Here is an 18,967-nt window from a genome sequence, read left to right on the forward strand (position 1 = left end):
GCCGTCACATGTCGGCGGCGTTCAAGTGGGCTGCGAGGACCGCCCAGGCGGATTCCGAGGCCGATCGTGTTTTCTGCAGGAACGGCCACTGAACGGCAGTGGTCCCACAAGGAGGTTTCGCATGGCTCTGCGCGACGTTTTCCAGTCCCTGAACGAGACCGACGCCGTCGCTTCGCCCACTGAGTCCCGCCTCGCGGGCGAGGGCGTCCTCGACCCGGAGAAGGCCGCTGTCCTCAACAACACCGAGGAGGCCGCGGACGCCCCCATGACCGTCCTCAGCCAGATCAACGAGGCCTGACAAGCACGAGCAGGGGGCCGCCCGGGAGCACTCAGCTCCCGGGCGCCACCGGACCGGAAAGGTTGGCATTCGCATGACCGCAGCCACTCCTCTGCCTGCCGCCCTGACCGGCAGGCTCCTCGGAGACGACGCCTGGGGCGCTTCGCACCGCGTCGAGAAGCAGGCCGTCGACCCCTCGGCGCTGCTCACGTCGGACACCGTCCGGCGCATGCTCGACGCCAGCCTCCTCAAGTGGCCCTACTTCACCCTGCTCAAGCACGGTGAGGTGCCCACGGTGTCGTCGTACACGACGAAGCGGGACGTGATCGGACACAAGGTCGCCGGATTCGCCGATCCCCGTGCCATCGCCCGCCACATGACGGCCGGCGCCTCGCTCAAGCTCAACCAGGTGGGAGACTGGCACCGGCCCACCCGCGACATCGCGCGGCAGCTGGAGGAGATCCTCCCCGTGGCGGTCAACTCCTACGTCTTCTGGACGCCCGAGGAGTCGCGCGGCATGCTCCCCCACCGGGACGCCGCCCACGTGCTCGCCATCCAGCTCGAAGGCCGCAAGGAGTGGCACCTGTACGCCGAGCCGGACCAGGTCGGCGCCTCGGCGGGCCTGGACGTCGACGCCGCACGGCCCACCCACGTCTTCACCCTCGAACCGGGCGATGTGCTGTATCTGCCGCACGGCTGGCCGCACGACGCAGTCGCCTGCGGCGGCGACTCCCTCCACCTGACGTTCACGCTCACCGAGCCGACTCCGGAGGACCTGGTCGACGCGCTCCTGCGGCGGTTCCTGGACGACGAACACAATCTCGTCCACCACTTCCACACCCGTCCGCTCGCGGCGCGTACCAGCGAGGTCCGCTCGGCTCTGACCGAACGGGCCAAGACGCTGGACGGCGACCGCTGGGCACGTACGGCGCTCGAGACGATGCGGGAGGCGATCGGCTGATGACCACCACGACCACCGAGATCCGTGAGGCCGCACCGGCGGAGCACGCCGGGCACGACATGATGCCGGCCTGTCTGGAGCACCTGGTCGGCGACACCGACGTCTTCTTCCGCGACCACTGGGCGAACCAGCCCGTCCTGCTGCGCGCGCACAGCGATCTCACCCGGCTCGTCACCGAGCAGGAGATGTGGGACGAGGTCGAGTGCGGCCTGCTGTCCCGCCCCTACTTCACCATCTTCAACGAGGGCGTACGCACCGCGATCAGCGACATGACCCGCAAGCGCAGGGTCGTGGGCCATGAACTGCCCGGCTACATCGAGCCCGAGCGGATCCGCGAGGACTTCGCGGCCGGCGCCACCTTCAAGTTCAACCAGGCCGAGCACTGGCACCCGCGCATCCGCAGCCTCGTCAAGGCCCTGGAACCGTACTTCAGCGGCGGACTGGAGTCCTTCGTCTTCCTCAGCCCCCCCGGCAAGACGGCGATGCAGGCCCACTACGACGGTGCGCACGTCTTCATCCTGCAGGTCGCCGGCGTCAAGGACTGGGTGGTGGGGCGTATCGACGAGACCTCCACCGGCGACTCGGTCCTGCACGAGGGCGCGATCCCGGACGACCGCCGCATGGAGCTGACGCTGCGCCCGGGCGACGTGCTGTACATGCCGCACGGCACACCGCACTACGCGACCGCCCGCGAGGGCAACTCCATCCACATCGCCATCACCATCGAGGAGCCCACCGCGCAGAACCTCGCCGAGGTGTTCCTCGCCGGCTTCCTCGGCGACCCCGCCTTCCGGGACCTGCACGACAACCACCACCGGCAGTCCCTCCAGCAGCGCACCGAGCTGCTGCGCGAGGCCCTGCTCGCCCACCTCGCCCGCGCCGACGAGAACGCCGTGACCCGGGCAGCCGTCACCCTTCGCAGGGAGCACCGGTGACAGGGCTGCGGGTGCCCCGCCGCGCCCCCTGGATGAGCGGCGGGGGGCCCGCAGCCGTCATCGAGGGAACCCTGCGTACCACCGGCCTCGACGACACCTGGGCCCGCCTCGCGCCGCAGCTTTCCGCCCGCGGCATCACCCGGGTCGCCGATCTCACCGGCCTCGACATCCTCGACGTACCGGTGTGGACGGCGATCCGGCCCGCTGCCGCCACCCTGGTCGCCAGCGCCGGCAAGGGCATCTCGCACACCGCCGCCCGTATCTCGGCCGTCATGGAGTCCCTCGAGGTCGCGGTCGCCGAGCAGGCCAGGCCCGCGGGCGCCGTCCGCGGCGCCGCCCGCACGCTGGCCCCGGGCTACGGGGTCGACGAACTGTCCCTGCACCCTGTCTCGCTGGTCGACGACCGCACCGTGCTCGAATGGACCGAGGGCTGGGATCTGGCCTCCGGCGTGCCGGCCCTCGTCCCGTCGGCCGCCGTCGGGCTGCGCGGCTGGGCCGCCGCCCGCTGGCAGCCCCCGACCTTCGTCACCACCACCAACGGTCTGGCCTCGGGCAACGACCACGTCGAGGCCGCCCTCCACGGACTGCTGGAGGCCGTCGAACGAGACGCCCTCGCCCGGCTGCGCGAGGGCGACGCGGTGGCCACCGACCTGGACACCGTGGGCGACAGACTCGGTGCGGTGGTCGCCCGGATCCGTGCCGCCGGAGCCGACGTCGCCCTGGAGCGCATCCCGTCCGTGCCGGGTACCTGGGCGTACACCTGCTGGCTCACCCAGCCCGAGATGTGGCAGATCTTCGCCGGGTCCGGCTGTCACACCGACCCCGCGATCGCCGCCGAACGGGCCCTGTTGGAGGCTGTCCAGAGCCGGGGCTCCACCATCAGCGGCGGACGCGACGACATCCCCGAGTGGACCTTCCGCCGCCTGGCCGCCCCACCGGACCGGCTCCGGCCCCGGCCCCGGCACACCGAACCGATGCCCTCCGCGACCCGGTCAGCCGCATCACTCGGCGAGGTGCTGGACGGACTCGTCACCGCCGTGCACCGCACCACCGGCCGGCCGGTGATCGCCGTGGACCTCACCCCGGGACGGCAGCCGTGGCCCGCCGTCGTCCAGGTCTTCGCTCCGGGACTCGGGCTCGCCCTGCAGCACCCCCGCCCGCAGTCCCTCGGCAGCAGGAGCTTCGCGTGACCCCCCGTCGCATCGCCTTCGTCGGCCCGACCCTGCCCGAACAGCAGCGACCCGCGGGCTGTTTCGAGTACCGGCCGCCCGTGAAGCACGGCGACCTCTTCGACCTGTGCCTGCGGCCCGGCGACCAGGTACTGATCGTGGACGGCGTCTACCAGCACTTCGCGCCCATCCGGCACAAGGAGATCCTCGCCCAGCTCGCCCGCGGCGTGCACGTCGTCGGTACCGCCAGCTTGGGCGCGCTGCGCGCCGCCGAACTGGCCGAATTCGGCATGCAGGGCGTGGGAGAGGTGTACGCCGAGGCCCGTGCCGGACGTCTGGTCGCCGACGCGGACGTCGCCGTACTGCACGCCGACGACCATGCGGGCGCCCGCCGGCTGACGGAGGCGATGGTGTCCGTCCGGCACGGACTCACCGAACTGATCCGCGCCGGGGAGCTGGACACCGGCCAGGCCGCCCGCCTCGAAGAGGCCGCCGCCCGGCTGCACTTCACCGAACGCTCCGCCGCGGGCCTGCGCCACGCGGCCGGTCCCGACCGCGACGCCATGCAACTGCTCCTGGACCACCTGAACCGGCACGGCGACATCAAGACCCGCGACGCCCGGCACGCCCTGGACACTCTGGCCGCCGGTCCCGTCCCGCCGTCCCCGGCCGCGCCCGGCACTGCCGACGTCTGGTCCAGCTCCTACGGCAGGGAATGGGACTTCGAGCACCGGCCGCTCAGGCCCGGCTCCGCCATCGGTGCCCGGCTCGCCCTGGCCTGCCTGCAACTGTTCGCCGCGGACTTCCCCGAGCGGCACCGTGCCTACGCCCTCCGTCTGGCCGCCACCACCATCGGCCGCACCGGTTCCGCCGGCCGGCTGCTCAGTGCGGCCGGGTTCGCCCCGGCCACCCGCCCCTACGCCCGGCTGGCCCGGGCAACCGAGGCCACCGCCGGCTGGGACGCCGACGATCGGCTGCTCGCCCGCACCTTCCGCCTGCCGCCCGGCCGGCTCGTCTACCAGGACCTGCCTGCCGAGGCCGTCGCCGGCAGCACCATGGACGAACTGGAAGAGCGCTGCCTGAAGCTGCTGCTGCCGTCCTCCGCACCGGCGTTCCCCACCGCACACCGGCACGCCCTGCTGCGGCAGTTGTGGCAGGCCGACTCGGACCACGAGTACCGGCTGTGCGCGCTGGAGCGGGGCTTCCGTGACACCGCGGAGGCCGCCCGGCTGGCCGGCGCTTTCGACCTCGCCCTGATCGCGCGGCTCCTGCACGCGCCGGCGGTCGCCCGATGACCCTCACCGCACCGACCGCCACCAGGCTCGCCGAGGGCATGGCCCTGGCCGAGTCGCACTGCACGGAGCCGCGCCCCACGGAGGTCGCCGCGCACGGCGACGACGGGCTGCTGCTGCGCGTCGACGTCCCCACCCGGCACGGCGCCGAGCACCCGCACCTCGTCCACTACCGGCGCCGCCCCGACGGCACCTGGGAATCCACCTGGACGCTGTCCTGGGGAACCCAGGCCCTGCCTGTGCCCGGCGGATACGTGTGTGTCCGCCGGGCCGACGGGCGCACCCTGGTGGAACTGCGCCCCGCCGACGGTGGCCCCGAACAGGTTTTGCTGGCCACCCAGGGACGGGTCGGCGCCCTCGCCTCCCGGCCGGGCGGCGGCTGGATCGCCGTGACCACCAGCACCTTCGGTGGGCCGGGAGAGCACCCCGGGGGTCTGTTGGCAGGCTCCGACGCCGTGTGGGCCGAGGGCTCGGACATGACGCTCAGCCATGCCAAACAGCCGCAGGGAGAGTGGCAGGTCCACCTCGTACCGTTGGACGGCACCGCCCCGCGCAGGCTCACCCCCGACATCCCCGCGGACCTCGCTCTCACCGGCGAGGCGGCCTGGGCCACATCGGCCACGCTGTTCCTCGGCGCCTACCGCCACCACCGGCACGGGATACGCAACTTCGGACTGCTTTCCCTGGCCGTCGACGGCGGTGACGCGACCCGGGAACTGTTCTCCGGCACCGTCGACCTCTGCTACCCCGTACAGGGCCCCGACGGGCAGGTCGCCTACCTCGGGACCACACCGCGTCTCGACAACGAGCCCATCTCCCAGTTCGCCTGCCTCGTCGGCGAGGAGTTGGGACAGCCCGTCCTGCTGGCAGCCGAGGACGGCCTGTGGCAGCGCCCGGTCGGCTGGGACGGGCCACGCCGGCTGGTGTGCACCGCCGAGTCCGGGCCCCGCCGCGGCCTGTACGTCCACGACCTGGACCACGGCACCTGGAAGCCGGTGCCCACCCGGGCGTCGGTGATGAACGCCCGGATCCACGCCGGCCGGGCCGCCGTCCTGACCTCCGCCGCCGACACGCCGCCCGCCCTGGAGGTGACCGGACTGCACACCGGCACCGGCGAACACGTCGTGTCCGTCGAGGCGTCACCGCTGCCGGGCCGGCTCGAGTACCGGACGCAGCGGATCCCCGGCATGGAAGGCGACGTCGCCAGCTGGGTGTGCCTGCCCGACCAGGGCCGCCCCCACGGTACTGTCGTCTTCTATCACGGCGGCCCGTTCCAGAGCTGGAGCGAATGGTCCTGGCGGTGGAACCCGTGGCCGTTCGTCGCCTGCGGCTTCGCCGTCGTCCTCGTCGAACCACCGCTGAGCCTCGGCTATCCCGACGCCATCCGCACCGGCTGGCGCCAGTGGCGCGGCGGAATCGCCGCCAGCGCCGCCGCCCAGGTCGAGGCGGTCCGCGCCGTGGAAGGCCTGCTGGACTCCCCGCTCGCCCTCATGGGCGGCAGCTTCGGCGGCTACCTCGCCCTGACCACGGCCGACTCGCTCAATCCCGACCTGGTCGTCGCGCACGCCGCCCCCCTCGACCTCACCCAGGTCGCCGAGGGCAGCGACGTGGGCTGGCAGTGGATACGCGAGTTCGGGGACCCCACCGAGTGGCGCCCGCTCTACCAGCTCAACAGCCTCGCCCCGCGCGCCGTTCGGCCCGGCACCCGGGTGCTGCTCTCGCACGGGCTGCTCGACGGACTCGTACCGCCCACGGAGACCCTGCGCACCCATCGCGCGCTCGCCCGCCAGGGTGTCCGCAGCGAGGTCGCGTTCTTCCGCTCCGAGGCACACCCCCTCAGCCGGCCCGGGAACATCCGCGCCTGGTACCGCTGGGTCCTGTCGGCCACCGCGGACGAACTCGCCCCGGCCGTCACCGACTCCCCCGAGAAGGCGCACTCATGACGGGCCGTCGCGTCGTCACCAGATCCGCGGTGGCCGACGGCCTCGCCGGCCTCGGTGTCCGCCCCGGCGCCCTCGTCATCGCCCACACCTCCCTCAGCTCCTTCGGCTACGTCGTCGGAGGGGCCCACAGCGTCCTGCTCGCCCTGCGCGACACCGTCGGCCCCGAGGGCACCCTCGTCATGCCCGCCTTCACCCCCCAGCTGTGCCATCCGCGCACCTGGCGCGCGCCCGACCTCGCCCGCGCCGCCGCCGACCCGGACATCGCGGCCCAGATGCCCCCGTTCGACCCGCGGCGCACGCCCGTCGCCCGCACCATGGGCGTGCTGCCCGAACTGCTCAGAACCCAGCCCGGCGCCCGCCGCTCCGGCCACCCGCACGTCTCCTTCACCGCCCAGGGCCCCCTCGCCGACCACATCGTGCGCGAGCACCCCGCATCCTGGCGGCTCGCCGCCCACGGCCCGCTCGGCCGGCTGTGGGACCTCGACGCCGTCGTGCTGCTGCTCGGCGCCCCCTGGGAGAAGTGCACCGCCCTCCACCTCGCCGAGTACGCCACCGCCTATCCGGGCCGGCGGGCCGGCCTGTGGGCGGTGCCGGAACCGGACGGACACGGCGGCACCCGCTGGCTGGAGGTGCCCGAACTCCTCGTGTGGGAAGGAGACTTCGAGGCCATCGGTGCCGCCTACGAAGCCGCGGACGCCCCGCTCGCCACCACACGCGTCGGCGGTGCGCTCTGCCGGGCCGTACCGCTGCGCCCCCTGGTGCGGTTCGCCTGCCGCTGGCTGGCCGACCACCGTGACCTGAGCCGGGGGGTGCCCCCGCCCGGCTGGCGGGACGTGGTGGACGCCGAGTCCTCGGTACCCGCCGGACAGCTCGGCGTGGCGCACTCCGATCCGACGGCAAGGGAGCGGACCCCATGACCAGCGACGTGTCCCTACGACCCGTTGCTTCCGGTGACCTCGACCTCTTCGAGCGGGAGTTCACCACCGAGGACGGCACCGGTCCCTTCCAGTGGTTCGGCTTCACCTCCCCGCACCGGCTGCGCGAACGCTTCGCCCAGGACCGGCTGCTCGGCCGCGAGGGCGGCATGCTCACCGTCACCGCTTCGGGTGCCGTCGTGGGCCGTGTCGAGTGGTTCGCCTCCGCCTGGGGACGCCCCGACACCTCCTCCTGCTGGACCATCGCCATCGGACTGTTCCCCGCCGCCCGCGGCCGCGGCACCGGCGCCGCCGCACAGCGCCGGCTGGTCCGCTACCTCCTCGCCCACACACGGGCCGAACGCATCCAGGCCTTCACCGACCACGCCAACGTCGCCGAGCAACGAGCCCTGGAGAAGGCCGGCTTCACCCGCGAGGGCACCGTGCGATCCGCTCAGTGGCGGGCCGGCCGCTGGCACGACCAGGTTCTGTACTCGGTGCTGCGCACCGACACACCCCTGTGGGACGAGGAGCCCGAATGACCTCGCAGCCGACCATCCTGCGCCTCGACAACGGCCTGCGCGTCCTGCTGCAACCGTTGCCCGGCTGCCAGGTCGTCGCCACCTGCCTGCACGTCGGCACAGGATTCCGCAACGAGCCGGTGGCGGGCGCCGCGCACCTGCTGGAGCACGTCCTGGCCCAAGGCGCCTCCAGCAGCAGGCCGCTCACCGACGCGGTGGCCGCCACCGGCGGCACCATGAACGCGCGTACCGCGGCCGACTACACCCAGTACACCGCCATCCTCCCGGCCGGGGCGCTCGACCTGGGTCTGCGCATCGAGCACGACCGGCTCACCGACCCCGACCTCGGCCCCGGTCACGTCACGGCGCAGATCGCCGTCGTCCAGGCCGAGATACGCCGCAACATGCTGCAACGCCCACACGGCGGGCTGGTCCTGTTCGACCTGCCCGCCCTGCTGCACGACAGCTGGGAGAACCGGCACAACGGATACGGCGACATCGACGCCCTGGAAGACCTCGGTCCCGCCGAACTGGGCCGCTTCTTCGAGGATTCCTACGCGCCCGGCAACGTTCACCTCGCCCTCGTCGGCGACTTCGACCCCCGGCACGCCCGCGACCTGGTGGAGCACCGCCTGTCCCCGGTGCCCCCACGCACCGGCCGACCTCACCCCCACGTCCCAGAGGCCCCGCTCACCGCGCCCCGCTGGGCGCTGCGCCCCGAACGGATCGCGCGCACCGCGCGCACCGCGCTCGGCTTCCGCACCCCGGACCCGGCCGCCGAACCGGACGCCCACCTCGCCGCCGTGCTGCTCGGCGAGCTGCTGGACACACTGGGCACCGACTGCGCCTGCCACCCCGGCACCCGGCGTACCTGGGGCGCGTTCCGGGCTCGGGCCCACCGCACCGGCAACCCCTTCGACGTCGCCCGAGACGCGCTGTTCGCCGTGGACTTCCCGCACCCGGTGGACGCCGAGCCCGAGGAGGCCGAACAGTGCCTGCGGTCCGTCCTCGGCCGCGTCGCCGACGGCACTGTGCGGCTCACCGAGCCCCTGGCCCGCATCCGCAGACAGCTTGCCCTCGCGCTGCACGCGGAGCTGGACTCCGTGGCGAGCCAGGCGTCCTGGCTGTGCGTCGGCGCCGCCGTCCATCGCGATCCGCTCCACCTGGCCGCCCTGCCGGACGCCCTGCAGCGGCTGTCCGACACCGAGGTGGCCGCCGCGGCCGCCCGCTACGCGGCGGCCCCCGCCGCCCGGCTCACCAGCCGCCCGGCCCCGACAGCACCCTCCACCGCCACGGTCACGCCCGCCGCGACAGGAGCCGCATCATGACCGCCCCCGCCGCGTCCCCGCCCGCTCCCGCGGAAGCCGCGTCCACCCCCCGTTTCACCGCCCCCGCGCACAGCGAACAGACCACGGGCCGCGGTACGGCCGTGGCCGTTCGCCGCGCCGGGACCGGTGAACTGACCGAAGCCAGGCTGCTGTTCCCGCTGACGTCGGCGCCCGGACCGCACCAGACCCGGGTCGAGGTGATGGCCGAGGCACTGCGCGACGCCCTCACCGAGGCCGCCGCGGACCTCGCGACCGTACGGGTGGAGGCGCGCAGCGACCGGGCTGTCGTCGCCGTACGCACCTTCGCCGACGACTTCGCCGCCACCCGCGCCCGGATCCGCGACTGCCTCGACGCCGGCCGGCCGTACGAGGGCCGGCGGGTGCGCGAGGCTGCCGACCGTGTCGCCCGACGGCTGGCTGCTGCCGAACCCGCGCCAGCTTTCCTCGCCCGCACCGGCTTCCTCGCCGCCGCCTACGGCCCCCACCCCTACGGCCATGCGGCGACCGCCGCCCAGACGGCCGGCGTCGAAGGCCCGCACACCGCGACCCTGTTGCACAGCGCCCTCCCGGGCCGCCGCCGCAGCGTCGTCGTCGGTCCGAATCCGGTGGAAGAGCTCCTGGCCCAGGCGACTGCACTGCTGCCCCGGGCGAGCGGTGTCCCGCGCGATGAGGCCGGCGCGCCGACCGGTGACGCACCCCGGCCGCCGACGCCCGCCTCCCGCCGGCGCCGCACCCTGCTTCACCCCGCCACCCCGCAGACCCTTCTCCGCCTGGGCGCCCTGGTACCCGGCCGGGGTCACGACGACTACCCCGCACTGCAGTTGGCCGCGCTCATGCTCGGCGGCTACTACGCCAGCCGCCTCACCCTCGTCCTGCGCGAGCGCGAGGGCCTCGCCTACGCACCGCGCGCCGTCCTCGATCCCCTGGGCCACCAGGCCGTGCTGACCGTGGAGGCCGACGTACGGCACGACGGCGCCGTCCGCGCCCTCACCCTCGTCGCCGAGGAGACGGAACGTCTGGCGGCCGGCGCCTTCACCGCACAGGAACTGCGCAACGCCCAGAACTACGCCGTCGGTTCCATGGCGATGGCCTGCTCCTCCCGGTCCGGACTGGCCTCGACGTACGCCGCGGTGCTCGCGAGCGGCCTGCCCTCGAGCTGGCTGGCCGGCTACGAGGACCGGCTGCGCGCCCTGACCGCGGCGGACGTGTCTCGCGCTGCCGCCACCCACCTGGCCTCGCCCGGCCTGACCGGGGTGGTGGTCGCCCCCACCTGGATTCCCGGACTGCCGCCCACCGCACCGGACGGCACCTGAGCGAAGGGCCGAGGGCCGGACCAGGCCGCCCCGCACCCACACGGACCGACGACGATGGGACCCACCATGGTGAAAACGTTCATCCAGCGCACGTTCTCGTCACTGCGCGGACCGGCCAGGACGCTCGGTGCGCTGCACTTCGTCGACAGCCTCGGCAACGGCCTGTTCATGGCCGGCTCCGCGGTCTACTTCGTCACCGTGGCCGGCCTGCCCGCAACCGTCGTCGGCCTCGGCCTCTCGCTCGCCGGTCTCAGCGGTTTCATAGCGAGCCTCGTTTTCGGCCGGCTGGCCGACAGGACGGGCGCCCGGCGTCTGCTCGCCGTCCTCCTGCTGCTCCTGGCCGGTGCCTACGCTCTCTACCCGGCCGTACACTCACCCGCCGTCTACTTCCCGGTGGTCGTCCTGACCGGCGCGCTGGAATACGGCTGCGGACCGGCCTTCGGTGCTCTGATCGCCGAACTGGTCCCGGAGGGCGAACGCGTCGCCGCGCGTGCGGCGCTGCGCTCCCTGTTCAACGCCGGCTTCTCGGGCGGCGCGCTGGCGGCGGCCGCGCTGATCTCGCTGGGCAAGGACACCCTCGGCCTGCTGCCGCTCGGCAACGGCCTGACCTTCCTGGTGGCGTCCGCTCTGGTGCTGAAGCTGCCCGCGACCGACGCGCGGGCCGCCGCCGACGGCGGCAAACCCTTCCGCGTCCTGCGCGACCTGCCCTTCCTCAGCGTCATCGGCTCCTCCAGTCTGCTCGCCCTGCACAGCGCCGTGCTGCTCGCCGGCATACCGCTGTGGATTGTCAGGAACACCCATCTCCCGCACGGTGTCGTCCCGTTGATCCTCGCCGTCAACACGGTCCTGGTGGTCCTCTTCCAGGTGGCGGCCGCGCGCGGTTCGGAGAACCTGGACGGCGCCGTCGGCGCGGCCCGCAGGGCGGGGCTGGTGAGCGTGCTGGCCTGCGCCGCCCTGGCAGCGGGACGGTTCACCGGATCCTGGGGCACCGGCGCGATCGCGCTCGCCGCGGTCCTGCTGTTCACCCTCGCCGAACTGTGGCAGTCGGCCAGCGGCTTCGGCCTCGGCTTCGGTCTGGCCCCGGAGCAGGCACGCGGCGAATATCTGGGCGCCTTCCACCTGCACGTGGTCGTCCAGGCCACCCTCGGGCCCGCCCTGGTCGCCTTTCTGGTCGTCGGCCACGACTCGCTGGGCTGGCTGGCCCTGGCCGCCCTCTTCCTGGCCGGCACGGCGGCGATCGGCCCGTCGGTCGAGCGGGCCCGCCGCAACCTGCCGACGGAACGCCCCGAACAGACGGCGGACCCCGAGCCCGCGCCCCAGTCCCGGGCAACCGCCTGACCGGTGCCCCCCCGGCACCGGCGAGGGCAGGCACTGAACCGGCGTCGGTGCGTGCGGAAGACGCACGCACCGACGCCCTTCGCGTACGGTGCGGGACCGCGGCCGGGGGCGCGTGGCCGGGGGCACCTTTGGTGCTTCCGCCGACGCGTCACCATGGCGCCGGTGCCGGGCGGCCGTGCCCTCGTGCGTTCGCCGGCGCCGACGAGGTCGGCGGTCCCCACCTGCTCCGGTCTCATGAGCGGGCCGAAGGGCATCGGCCCCCCCACCTGGAGCGTCCCGGTGAGTCAGGTGGTGGACCGGTTCGGCCCGGCCGGGGGGAGAGAGAACGTCGGCGTGTGTACCGGGAGAGTCGGCAGGAGCCGGAACCCGGCCCGTCGCCGCGCCGGTGAACCGACCAGGGTCTGCCCCGAATGGCGCAGGCGTCCACGGACCTGCGGCAGAAGAGACGGCCACCGTCGGCCCGGTGCGGTGAGGCACTCGGGCCGACGGTGGCCACCCGCCGGTCCGGACGGGGGAATCACGGACCGGCCGGTCAGGGGTCGGACGGTCAGGCCGTGTAGAGGGGCTCCTGCTCCCGACGAGGAGCGGGGATCGGGGCGGTGGCCGGGGAGCGGGTGAGCTTCTCGCCCTCCACGTCCATGTTCGGCAGCAGCCGGTCCAGCCGGCGCGGCAGCCACCAGGCGGACTTGCCGAGCAGGGCGAACAGGGCCGGGACCAGGGCCATGCGGACCACGAAGGCGTCGAAGAGGACGGCGGCGGCGAGGCTGAAGCCCATCATCTTCACGAAGTCGTTCGTGTCCAGGATGAAGCTGGAGAACACGCTGGTCATGATGATCGCGGCGGCGGTGACGACCCGGCCGCCGTAGCGGAAGCCGGAGACCACCGCGTCGGAGGGGCTCGCCCCGTGGACGTACGCCTCCCGCATCCGGGTGACGAGGAAGACCTCGTAGTCCATCGCGAGACCGAAGACCACGCCGATCATGAAGATGGGCAGCGTGCTCATGATCTGGCCCTGCTGCTGGATGCCGAAGCTCCTGGCGAGCCAGCCCCACTGGAAGACCGCGACGACCGCGCCGAGCGCCGCGCCGACCGAGAGCAGGAAGCCCAGGGCCGCCTTGAGCGGGACGAGGACGGAGCGGAAGGCCAGCATCAGCAGGAGGAAGGCGAGGCCGACGACCAGACCCAGGTAGGGCATCAGGGCGTCGTCGAGGGTCTTGGAGAAGTCGATGTAGAGGGCGGTCTGGCCGGTGACCAGGACGGAGGCGCCGTCGGCGGAACGGAAGTCCGCCTTCATGCCGCGGATCGTCCGGACCAGTTCCTCGGTGGCGTGGTCCTGAGGGCCGGTCTTCGGTACGACGGTGATGATCGCCGTGTCACCCTTGGGGTTGGTGGTCGCGGGGCTGACCACCGCGACGTTCTTGAGCCCGGCGAGCTGCTTGCCGACCCGGGCCGCCGCGCCGGCCGTGTCCGTGCCCTGGACCGTGATGGTCAGCGGGCCGTTGAAACCGGCCCCGAAGGACTCGGACAGCATGTCGTACGCCTTGCGCTGGGTGGTGTCCTTGGCGTACGTGCCCTCGCTCGGCAGACCGAGCTGCATGTCGGCCGCCGGGACGGCGAGCGCGCCGAGCCCCGCGACACCGACCAGCAGGACGGCCAGGGGGCGGCGGACGACGAACGCGGCCCAGCGGCTGCCGAGGTTCGGCTTCACGCGCGCGGCCCGCCTGTCCGCCTTGCGCTGCTGACGGGCGCTCAGCGGCTTGCCGTAGAAGCGGTTGCGCTCGGCGCGGGGCATGACCTTGACCGGTGCGAAACCGAGCAGGGCGGGGACGAAGGTGAGGGCGACGAGGACCGCGACGGCGACCGTGCCGGCCGCGGTCAGGCCCATCTTGGTGAGCATCGGCACGTTGACGACGGCGAGGCCCGCCAGGGCGATGATCACGGTGAGCCCCGCGAAGACGACGGCGGTGCCGGCGGTGCCGACGGCACGCGCGGCGGCGTCCTGGCGCTCGCGGCCCTCGGACAGCTCGGAGCGGTAGCGGGAGATGACGAACAGCGCGTAGTCGATGCCGACGGCGAGTCCGAGCATCATCGCCAGCGTGGTGGTGGTGCTCGACAGGCCCAGGGTGGAGCCGAGCGCGGTGATCGCGGAGGTGCCGATGGCGACGCCGACGAGCGCGGTCACCAGGGGCATGCCCGCGGCGATCATCGAGCCGAAGGTGAGGACCAGGACGAGGGCGGAGATCAGGATGCCCACGCCCTCGGTGCCGCCGCCCGAGCCCGCGTCCAGCTTGACCGCGTCACCGCCCGCCTCGACGGTCAGGCCGCCCTTGCGGGAGTGGTCGAGGGCGTCGGTGAGGGCGTTGTGCGCCTTGTCGTCCAGCTTGGTGGCGGCGACCCTGTAGGTGGCGATCGCGTAGCCGGTGGTGCCGTCCCTGCTGACGGCGTTCGCCTTGAACGGGTCGGTCACGGCCACCACGCCGGGCGCCTTGCCGAGCCGGGCGACCAGGTCCTCGACCTCGGCCTTCTCCTCCGGGTCGGCCAGCTTGCGGCCCTGCGGTGCGCGCAGCACCACCCGGGCGGTGGCGCCGCTCGCGTTGGCCGCCGGGAACTTCTCCTTGAGCAGATCGAAGGCCTTCTGCGACTCGGTGCCCGGCATGGAGAACGTGTCGGCGGGCGGCGCGGGCGCGGACGAGGCGGCGACGCCGACTCCGACGAGGACGGCGAGCCACAGCAGGGTCACGAGGCCGCGTCGCCGGAAGGCGAAGCGGCCCACTGAGGAGAGGAAGGTGGCCATGGGCGTACGGACTCCTGCTCTTGAGCGGATTGTGAGGGGATGGGTGGTGCTGCCGGGACCGGTCACCGGTCATGTCCAAGGGGCCTGCGGGATCACGACGTCCGTGGGGTCGAGGCAGTCGTGTCCCCGCGGTGTACAGCGTGGCCAGGAGCACTTGAGGCGCATTTGAAAGAAGCTCGAGCGGGGCCTCGGAGACTTTCCGTACCGAGTTCGGATTCCATGGAGGCGGAGGCCGAGATCATGAACGTCGAGCTGGCGGGAACCGCCGAACGCACGCTTCAGAGCCAGAAGTTCGCCGCCCTGTACGCGGAGGCCCAGCAGTTCTACGGGCACCAGGTGCAGATCCTTGACACACACGACACCGAGCGCTGGGCCGCCACCTTCACCGAGGACGCCGTCTTCGAACTGCCTTCCTCGTCCGAGCCGTTGCCCGTGCGCGACGTGCTCGCCCACTACGTGCGCGCCGGCGCCGCGCGGCAGCGGCGGGCCGGCAGCCACATCAACCACTGGGTCGGCATGCTCGACGTGCATCCCCAGGCGGACGGGACGCTGCACACCCGCTGCTCGGCCCTGGTGTGCCTCGCGCAAAGCGGGGGTGAGGCCAAGGTCCTGTACGTCTACGTCATGGAGGACGTCCTGGTCCGCACCCCCGGCGGGTGGCGCATCGCGCACCGCCGGGTCACCCGCGACGACCTGGCCTAGGCGGCGCCCCGTCCCCCCGTCCGGCCCGTGCCGGAAAAGCGCCGTACCTGCGGCCGCTGCTCCTCACCTTCTGCTGCTTTCGAGGAGCGGAAGGCGAAGGTCCCCGCCAACGCCAGCGCGGCCATGACGGCGGCGCCGGCGAATGCGGCGGTGATGCCGTCGGTGAGGGCTTCCTTCGTACCGGTCACGGCCCGGCAGTACGCCCCGAACACCGTGGTCAGGATCGCCAGGCCGAGCGTGACACCTGTCTGCTGAACGGTCTGCAGCGCCCCGCCGGCGGCCCCCGCCGAGCGGGACGGCACGTCAGCCATGACGATCACGCTCAGCGGCATCAGCCCGAGGCCGGTGCCGCACCCCGTCAGCACGGTCGCCGAGAACACGAGGGGGAAGTAGTCGGTGCCGGGGGTCAGCCGGGTCAGCAGGACGAGCCCGGCGAGCAGCAGCGCGGTGCCGGTCATGGTCACCGCCTTCGGCCCGAATCGCGGCAACAGCCGTGGCACCAGCCGGATCATCGCGAACATCAGGACGGCTGTCGGCAGGAACGCGAACCCCGTCGCCAGCGGGCCTGCTCGGCGGACGTCCTGCAGGTACAGGGACAGGAAGAACAACATCGACATGCTCGCCATGTAGCCGACGAACACATTGGTGTACGCGGCCGCGCGATTGCGGTCGGCGAACAGCACCAGCGGCAGCAGGGGCTGCACCGCCCGTCTCTCGACGAGGAGGAAGACGACGATCAGCGCGGCGCCCGCGAGGAGCGAGAGACCGATCGTCACCTCGCCCCATCCATGCACCGCAGCCCGGATCAGGCCGAACACCAGGGCGGCGACCCCGCCCGTCGCGGTCAACGCACCCAGCAGATCCAACCGCGCCTCCCGCCTGGGCAGAACCGGCAGGTATCGCCTGGCCAGCACGAGCGCCGGTGCGCCCAGGGGAACGTTGATGAACAGTACGGCCCGCCAGCCGAACCACTGGGCCAACAGGCCACCGAGGATCAGGCCGAGCGCGAATCCGGCGCTCGCCATTCCCGAGTACAGCGCCAGTGCGCGCACCCGGGCCCTCGGCTCGGTGAAGACCGTGTTCAGCAGCGCCAGCGCGTTCGGTCCGGCCATGGCGGCGCCGGCGCCCTGGGCGACCCGGGCGGCCAGCAGCCAGCCGGCCGACTGGGCGAGGCCCCCGGCCAACGACGCCGCGGTGAACAGCGCGACGCCGGTGACGAACAGCCGCCGTCGGCCGAACAGATCACCCGCGCGGCCGCTGACCAGCAACAGCCCGCCGAACGCGAGGGTGTACGCGTCGAGGACCCAGGGCAGACCGGTCGGAGTGAAGTTCAGGTCGGTCCGAATGCGTGGCAGCACGACGTTCATGACCGTGACGTCGAGGACGATCAACAACTGGCAGCTGAGCAGGATGGCCAGCACGACGCCGGGGCGAAGGGGGCGACCGTCCTCGCCGGCCTCGACGACCGGGAGGGCTGCGACATCAGACATGGGGACTCCTGGAGGGGGCGGAACCAGCGACCGGGCGGACCGGCGCGTCAGCTGACCGAGATGCGCCGCAGCTTTCTGGGGGAGCCGACGGGGTAGGCCTCGCGCGCGTGCAGGACCCGCCGGTTGTCCATGACCAGAACCTGCCCGGGTCGCCACCGGTGTGCGTACGTCACCTCGGGGAGACGCAACGACCGGTCGAGCGCGGCGAACAGTTCGAGACTCTGCTCCTTGGTGTGGCCGACCACGGCAGCGCCGTAGTTGCGTTCCGGATCCTCCGGATGGTCGAGCCCGACCCAGAGCGTGTCCCCGCCCGTGACCGGGTCCACCTGCACCGGTGCCACGACCGGGTTGCCGTCGGGCCGCTCCACGTAGAAGCCCGAGACCCTGGACCAGTACTCGATCCGGATTCCGCGCAGGGTGTCCACGAGGGCCGCGGGAGCCGTCGCGAAGAACGCGCGGCTGCCGGCGATCAGCGTCTCGCCGCCCTCGTCCGGGGCTTCGAGGCACTCCAGCCCGATGTAGCTGACCCTGTTCGCGTTCAGAAGCGCGTCGACGTGCATCGGTATGGCACCGGTCCGGAACTGCGAATTGTCGGTCCCGGGCCGCTGCTCCTGGATGAGCTGCGTGCCGAACTCGTACGACACCGCCACGCCGAGCGGCGCCATGATGTCCTCCAGGGGCATCGGATCCGGATCCTCGGGCTCCAGGACGACGAAGCCGTGTCGCTCCAGCTTCTCCAGGTACGGTGAGGTCGCCCTGCGGGCGCAGCGGGCGTCGGCGGCCGAGCGCCGCATGTCGGTGGCCAAGTCCATGTTCCGGTCTTCTCGTTCGTCGGTGACGGGGCATCAGGTGCGGCTCAGTGGCCCGGGGTGAGCTCCGCCCGGGCGTAGGTGGCCGCCGCCGTGCCGAACTGGAGCGTCGCGTGCGAGCTCGCGGTGTGAATGTCGCGCCACAGCCGCTGGAGGGGCGAGCCGGTGCTGTGCCCAGCGGTGCCGGAAGCACTCATGAGCCGGTCCACCGCGCGCACCAGCAGCTCGGAGGCGAAGGCGCAGTCCCGCTGATGGCGCGCCACGTCCTGGCGGCCGATGGTCGGCGCGGTGTCGATGACGCGCGCGATGCGGTCGAGGAGCAGTCCGGCCGCGTCGATCTCACTGGAACTGCGCGCGAGCACATCCGCGCAGTGGGCGACCACCGGGTCGTACGCACCCGGGCGCCCCCGCAGTTTCGCCCCGGCCAGCTGTTTCCAGTGCCGCAGTGCGCCGTGGGCGGCGCCGAGCATCGGCAGACAGAACATGAACGTGTTCACGGCCGGCAGCGGCACCGCGCGGCCGTCCGGACCGGCCGGGGGAGCGTCCACCTCGGTGAGGAGGCCGGCCGGGAACGTCATCGCGTCCGGGACGAAGACCTGTTCGACGACCGCCGTGTGGCTGCCGGTCGCCTGCATCCCGACGTCGTCCCAGGTCCGCTCGACGCAGACCTCGGCACACGGCACCAGGTACGCCCGCTGCTCGGGCACGCCCGACCCCGCCACGGCGGCAACCAGGAGGAACCAGTGGGCCCGCTCCGACGAGGACACCGCCGGCCAGGATCCCGAGAGGAGCCAGCCACCGGCCGTCGGAGCCGCGGTGCCCCGGGGCGTGACGCCACCGACGACGAGGGTGTCCGGCCCGTCCGCCCACAGTCGCTGCCGTCCCGCCGACGGCAGGTAGTTCGCCGCGCGGGTCATCAGTCCTGCCACCACTGTGCACCAGGCGGTCGCCGGGCACTGCGCGCCGATGACGACGGCTGCCTGCTGCAGTTCCACGAACGTGCCGCCGGAGCCGCCGAGCGAGGTCGGTACGAAGTGGCGTGCGGCCCCGGCGGCGACCAGCGCGTCGACGACGTCGAGGTCCGGCGTGCGGGCGGCCTCGGCCTTCTCGGCCCGCCGACTCGCCAACTCGGCGATCTCCCCGGCCTGTTCGACGAGCGACGAGAATCCGGTCGTCCTCAT

General features: G+C 72.9%; 16 protein-coding genes. 12 read left to right on the forward strand and 4 right to left on the reverse strand.

The genetic code is table 11. From position 1 onward, the window contains the following. The first annotated feature begins 121 nt into the window (after positions 1 to 121). The 11 genes from AC5WRT_RS36125 (at position 122) to AC5WRT_RS36175 (ending at position 11,991) form a co-directional block, all read left to right on the forward strand. Positions 122 to 298, forward strand: a complete 177-nt coding sequence (locus AC5WRT_RS36125; protein ID WP_496098705.1) for a hypothetical protein — start codon at positions 122 to 124, stop codon at positions 296 to 298. A gap of 73 nt (positions 299 to 371) precedes the next feature. Next, positions 372 to 1,238, forward strand: coding sequence for a JmjC domain-containing protein (locus AC5WRT_RS36130; RefSeq protein ID WP_496100980.1), 867 nt, complete (start codon positions 372 to 374; stop codon positions 1,236 to 1,238). Continuing rightward, positions 1,238 to 2,173: a JmjC domain-containing protein gene (locus tag AC5WRT_RS36135; protein ID WP_496098707.1), complete on the forward strand. Its 936-nt coding sequence runs from the start codon at positions 1,238 to 1,240 to the stop codon at positions 2,171 to 2,173. Before AC5WRT_RS36130 ends, AC5WRT_RS36135 begins: the two co-directional genes overlap by 1 nt. After that, the gene (locus AC5WRT_RS36140; protein WP_496098708.1) at positions 2,170 to 3,363 is read left to right on the forward strand and encodes a YcaO-like family protein; all 1,194 of its coding nucleotides are present in this window, start codon (positions 2,170 to 2,172) and stop codon (positions 3,361 to 3,363) included. Before AC5WRT_RS36135 ends, AC5WRT_RS36140 begins: the two co-directional genes overlap by 4 nt. Further along, positions 3,360 to 4,637 carry a TfuA-like protein gene (locus AC5WRT_RS36145; protein ID WP_496098709.1) on the forward strand — a complete coding sequence of 426 codons (1,278 nt, stop codon included), beginning with the start codon at positions 3,360 to 3,362 and terminating at the stop codon, positions 4,635 to 4,637. Before AC5WRT_RS36140 ends, AC5WRT_RS36145 begins: the two co-directional genes overlap by 4 nt. Then, a complete protein-coding gene (locus AC5WRT_RS36150; RefSeq protein ID WP_496098710.1) occupies positions 4,634 to 6,577 on the forward strand; it encodes a S9 family peptidase in 1,944 nt (647 codons plus the stop codon). Before AC5WRT_RS36145 ends, AC5WRT_RS36150 begins: the two co-directional genes overlap by 4 nt. After that, on the forward strand, positions 6,574 to 7,494 hold the full coding sequence (locus AC5WRT_RS36155; protein ID WP_496098711.1) for an AAC(3) family N-acetyltransferase: 921 nt from the start codon (positions 6,574 to 6,576) through the stop codon (positions 7,492 to 7,494). The genes AC5WRT_RS36150 and AC5WRT_RS36155 overlap by 4 nt, the downstream gene beginning before the upstream one ends. Then, a complete protein-coding gene (locus AC5WRT_RS36160) occupies positions 7,491 to 8,033 on the forward strand; it encodes a GNAT family N-acetyltransferase (protein ID WP_496098712.1) in 543 nt (180 codons plus the stop codon). The genes AC5WRT_RS36155 and AC5WRT_RS36160 overlap by 4 nt, the downstream gene beginning before the upstream one ends. After that, positions 8,030 to 9,340: a M16 family metallopeptidase gene (locus AC5WRT_RS36165; RefSeq protein ID WP_496098713.1), complete on the forward strand. Its 1,311-nt coding sequence runs from the start codon at positions 8,030 to 8,032 to the stop codon at positions 9,338 to 9,340. Before AC5WRT_RS36160 ends, AC5WRT_RS36165 begins: the two co-directional genes overlap by 4 nt. Then, entirely contained in the window at positions 9,337 to 10,653 is a 1,317-nt protein-coding gene (locus AC5WRT_RS36170) for a M16 family metallopeptidase (RefSeq protein WP_496098714.1), read from the forward strand. The genes AC5WRT_RS36165 and AC5WRT_RS36170 overlap by 4 nt, the downstream gene beginning before the upstream one ends. A 66-nt stretch (positions 10,654 to 10,719) precedes the next feature. After that, entirely contained in the window at positions 10,720 to 11,991 is a 1,272-nt protein-coding gene (locus AC5WRT_RS36175; RefSeq protein ID WP_496098715.1) for an MFS transporter, read from the forward strand. A 547-nt stretch (positions 11,992 to 12,538) separates the two neighbouring features. Here AC5WRT_RS36175 and AC5WRT_RS36180 read toward each other — a convergent pair. Next, a complete protein-coding gene (locus tag AC5WRT_RS36180; protein ID WP_496098716.1) occupies positions 12,539 to 14,785 on the reverse strand; it encodes an MMPL family transporter in 2,247 nt (748 codons plus the stop codon). Positions 14,786 to 15,025: 240 nt separating this feature from the next. Here AC5WRT_RS36180 and AC5WRT_RS36185 point away from each other — a divergent pair, with 240 nt between their 5' ends. Beyond that, the gene (locus AC5WRT_RS36185) at positions 15,026 to 15,487 is read left to right on the forward strand and encodes a nuclear transport factor 2 family protein (RefSeq protein ID WP_496098717.1); all 462 of its coding nucleotides are present in this window, start codon (positions 15,026 to 15,028) and stop codon (positions 15,485 to 15,487) included. Here the strand turns inward: AC5WRT_RS36185 and AC5WRT_RS36190 are convergent. From AC5WRT_RS36190 to AC5WRT_RS36200, 3 genes are read right to left on the reverse strand one after another with little or no spacing between them, the layout of a single operon-like run. Beyond that, positions 15,484 to 16,977, reverse strand: a complete 1,494-nt coding sequence (locus AC5WRT_RS36190; RefSeq protein ID WP_496098594.1) for an MFS transporter — start codon at positions 16,975 to 16,977, stop codon at positions 15,484 to 15,486. The two genes, AC5WRT_RS36185 and AC5WRT_RS36190, sit on opposite strands and share 4 nt — an antisense overlap. 47 nt (positions 16,978 to 17,024) lie before the next feature. Next, positions 17,025 to 17,789 carry a TauD/TfdA family dioxygenase gene (locus tag AC5WRT_RS36195; protein ID WP_496098595.1) on the reverse strand — a complete coding sequence of 255 codons (765 nt, stop codon included), beginning with the start codon at positions 17,787 to 17,789 and terminating at the stop codon, positions 17,025 to 17,027. A 44-nt stretch (positions 17,790 to 17,833) separates the two neighbouring features. Further along, positions 17,834 to 18,967, reverse strand: coding sequence for an acyl-CoA dehydrogenase family protein (locus AC5WRT_RS36200; protein WP_496100981.1), 1,134 nt, complete (start codon positions 18,965 to 18,967; stop codon positions 17,834 to 17,836).

The organism is Streptomyces sp. NTD91, assembly GCF_059510455.1.

Excerpts from the sequence above, each read along its gene's own strand:
- AC5WRT_RS36125 (WP_496098705.1), top strand. The coding sequence starts at position 122 with ATGGCTCTGCGCGACGTTTTCCAGTCCCTGAACGAGACCGACGCCGTC.
- AC5WRT_RS36130 (WP_496100980.1), top strand. The coding sequence starts at position 372 with ATGACCGCAGCCACTCCTCTGCCTGCCGCCCTGACCGGCAGGCTCCTC.
- AC5WRT_RS36135 (WP_496098707.1), top strand. The coding sequence starts at position 1,238 with ATGACCACCACGACCACCGAGATCCGTGAGGCCGCACCGGCGGAGCAC.
- AC5WRT_RS36150 (WP_496098710.1), top strand. The coding sequence starts at position 4,634 with ATGACCCTCACCGCACCGACCGCCACCAGGCTCGCCGAGGGCATGGCC.
- AC5WRT_RS36155 (WP_496098711.1), top strand. The coding sequence starts at position 6,574 with ATGACGGGCCGTCGCGTCGTCACCAGATCCGCGGTGGCCGACGGCCTC.
- AC5WRT_RS36160 (WP_496098712.1), top strand. The coding sequence starts at position 7,491 with ATGACCAGCGACGTGTCCCTACGACCCGTTGCTTCCGGTGACCTCGAC.
- AC5WRT_RS36165 (WP_496098713.1), top strand. The coding sequence starts at position 8,030 with ATGACCTCGCAGCCGACCATCCTGCGCCTCGACAACGGCCTGCGCGTC.
- AC5WRT_RS36170 (WP_496098714.1), top strand. The coding sequence starts at position 9,337 with ATGACCGCCCCCGCCGCGTCCCCGCCCGCTCCCGCGGAAGCCGCGTCC.
- AC5WRT_RS36175 (WP_496098715.1), top strand. The coding sequence starts at position 10,720 with ATGGTGAAAACGTTCATCCAGCGCACGTTCTCGTCACTGCGCGGACCG.
- AC5WRT_RS36180 (WP_496098716.1), bottom strand. The coding sequence starts at position 14,785 with ATGGCCACCTTCCTCTCCTCAGTGGGCCGCTTCGCCTTCCGGCGACGC.
- AC5WRT_RS36185 (WP_496098717.1), top strand. The coding sequence starts at position 15,026 with ATGAACGTCGAGCTGGCGGGAACCGCCGAACGCACGCTTCAGAGCCAG.
- AC5WRT_RS36190 (WP_496098594.1), bottom strand. The coding sequence starts at position 16,977 with ATGTCTGATGTCGCAGCCCTCCCGGTCGTCGAGGCCGGCGAGGACGGT.
- AC5WRT_RS36195 (WP_496098595.1), bottom strand. The coding sequence starts at position 17,789 with ATGGACTTGGCCACCGACATGCGGCGCTCGGCCGCCGACGCCCGCTGC.
- AC5WRT_RS36200 (WP_496100981.1), bottom strand. The coding sequence starts at position 18,967 with ATGAGGACGACCGGATTCTCGTCGCTCGTCGAACAGGCCGGGGAGATC.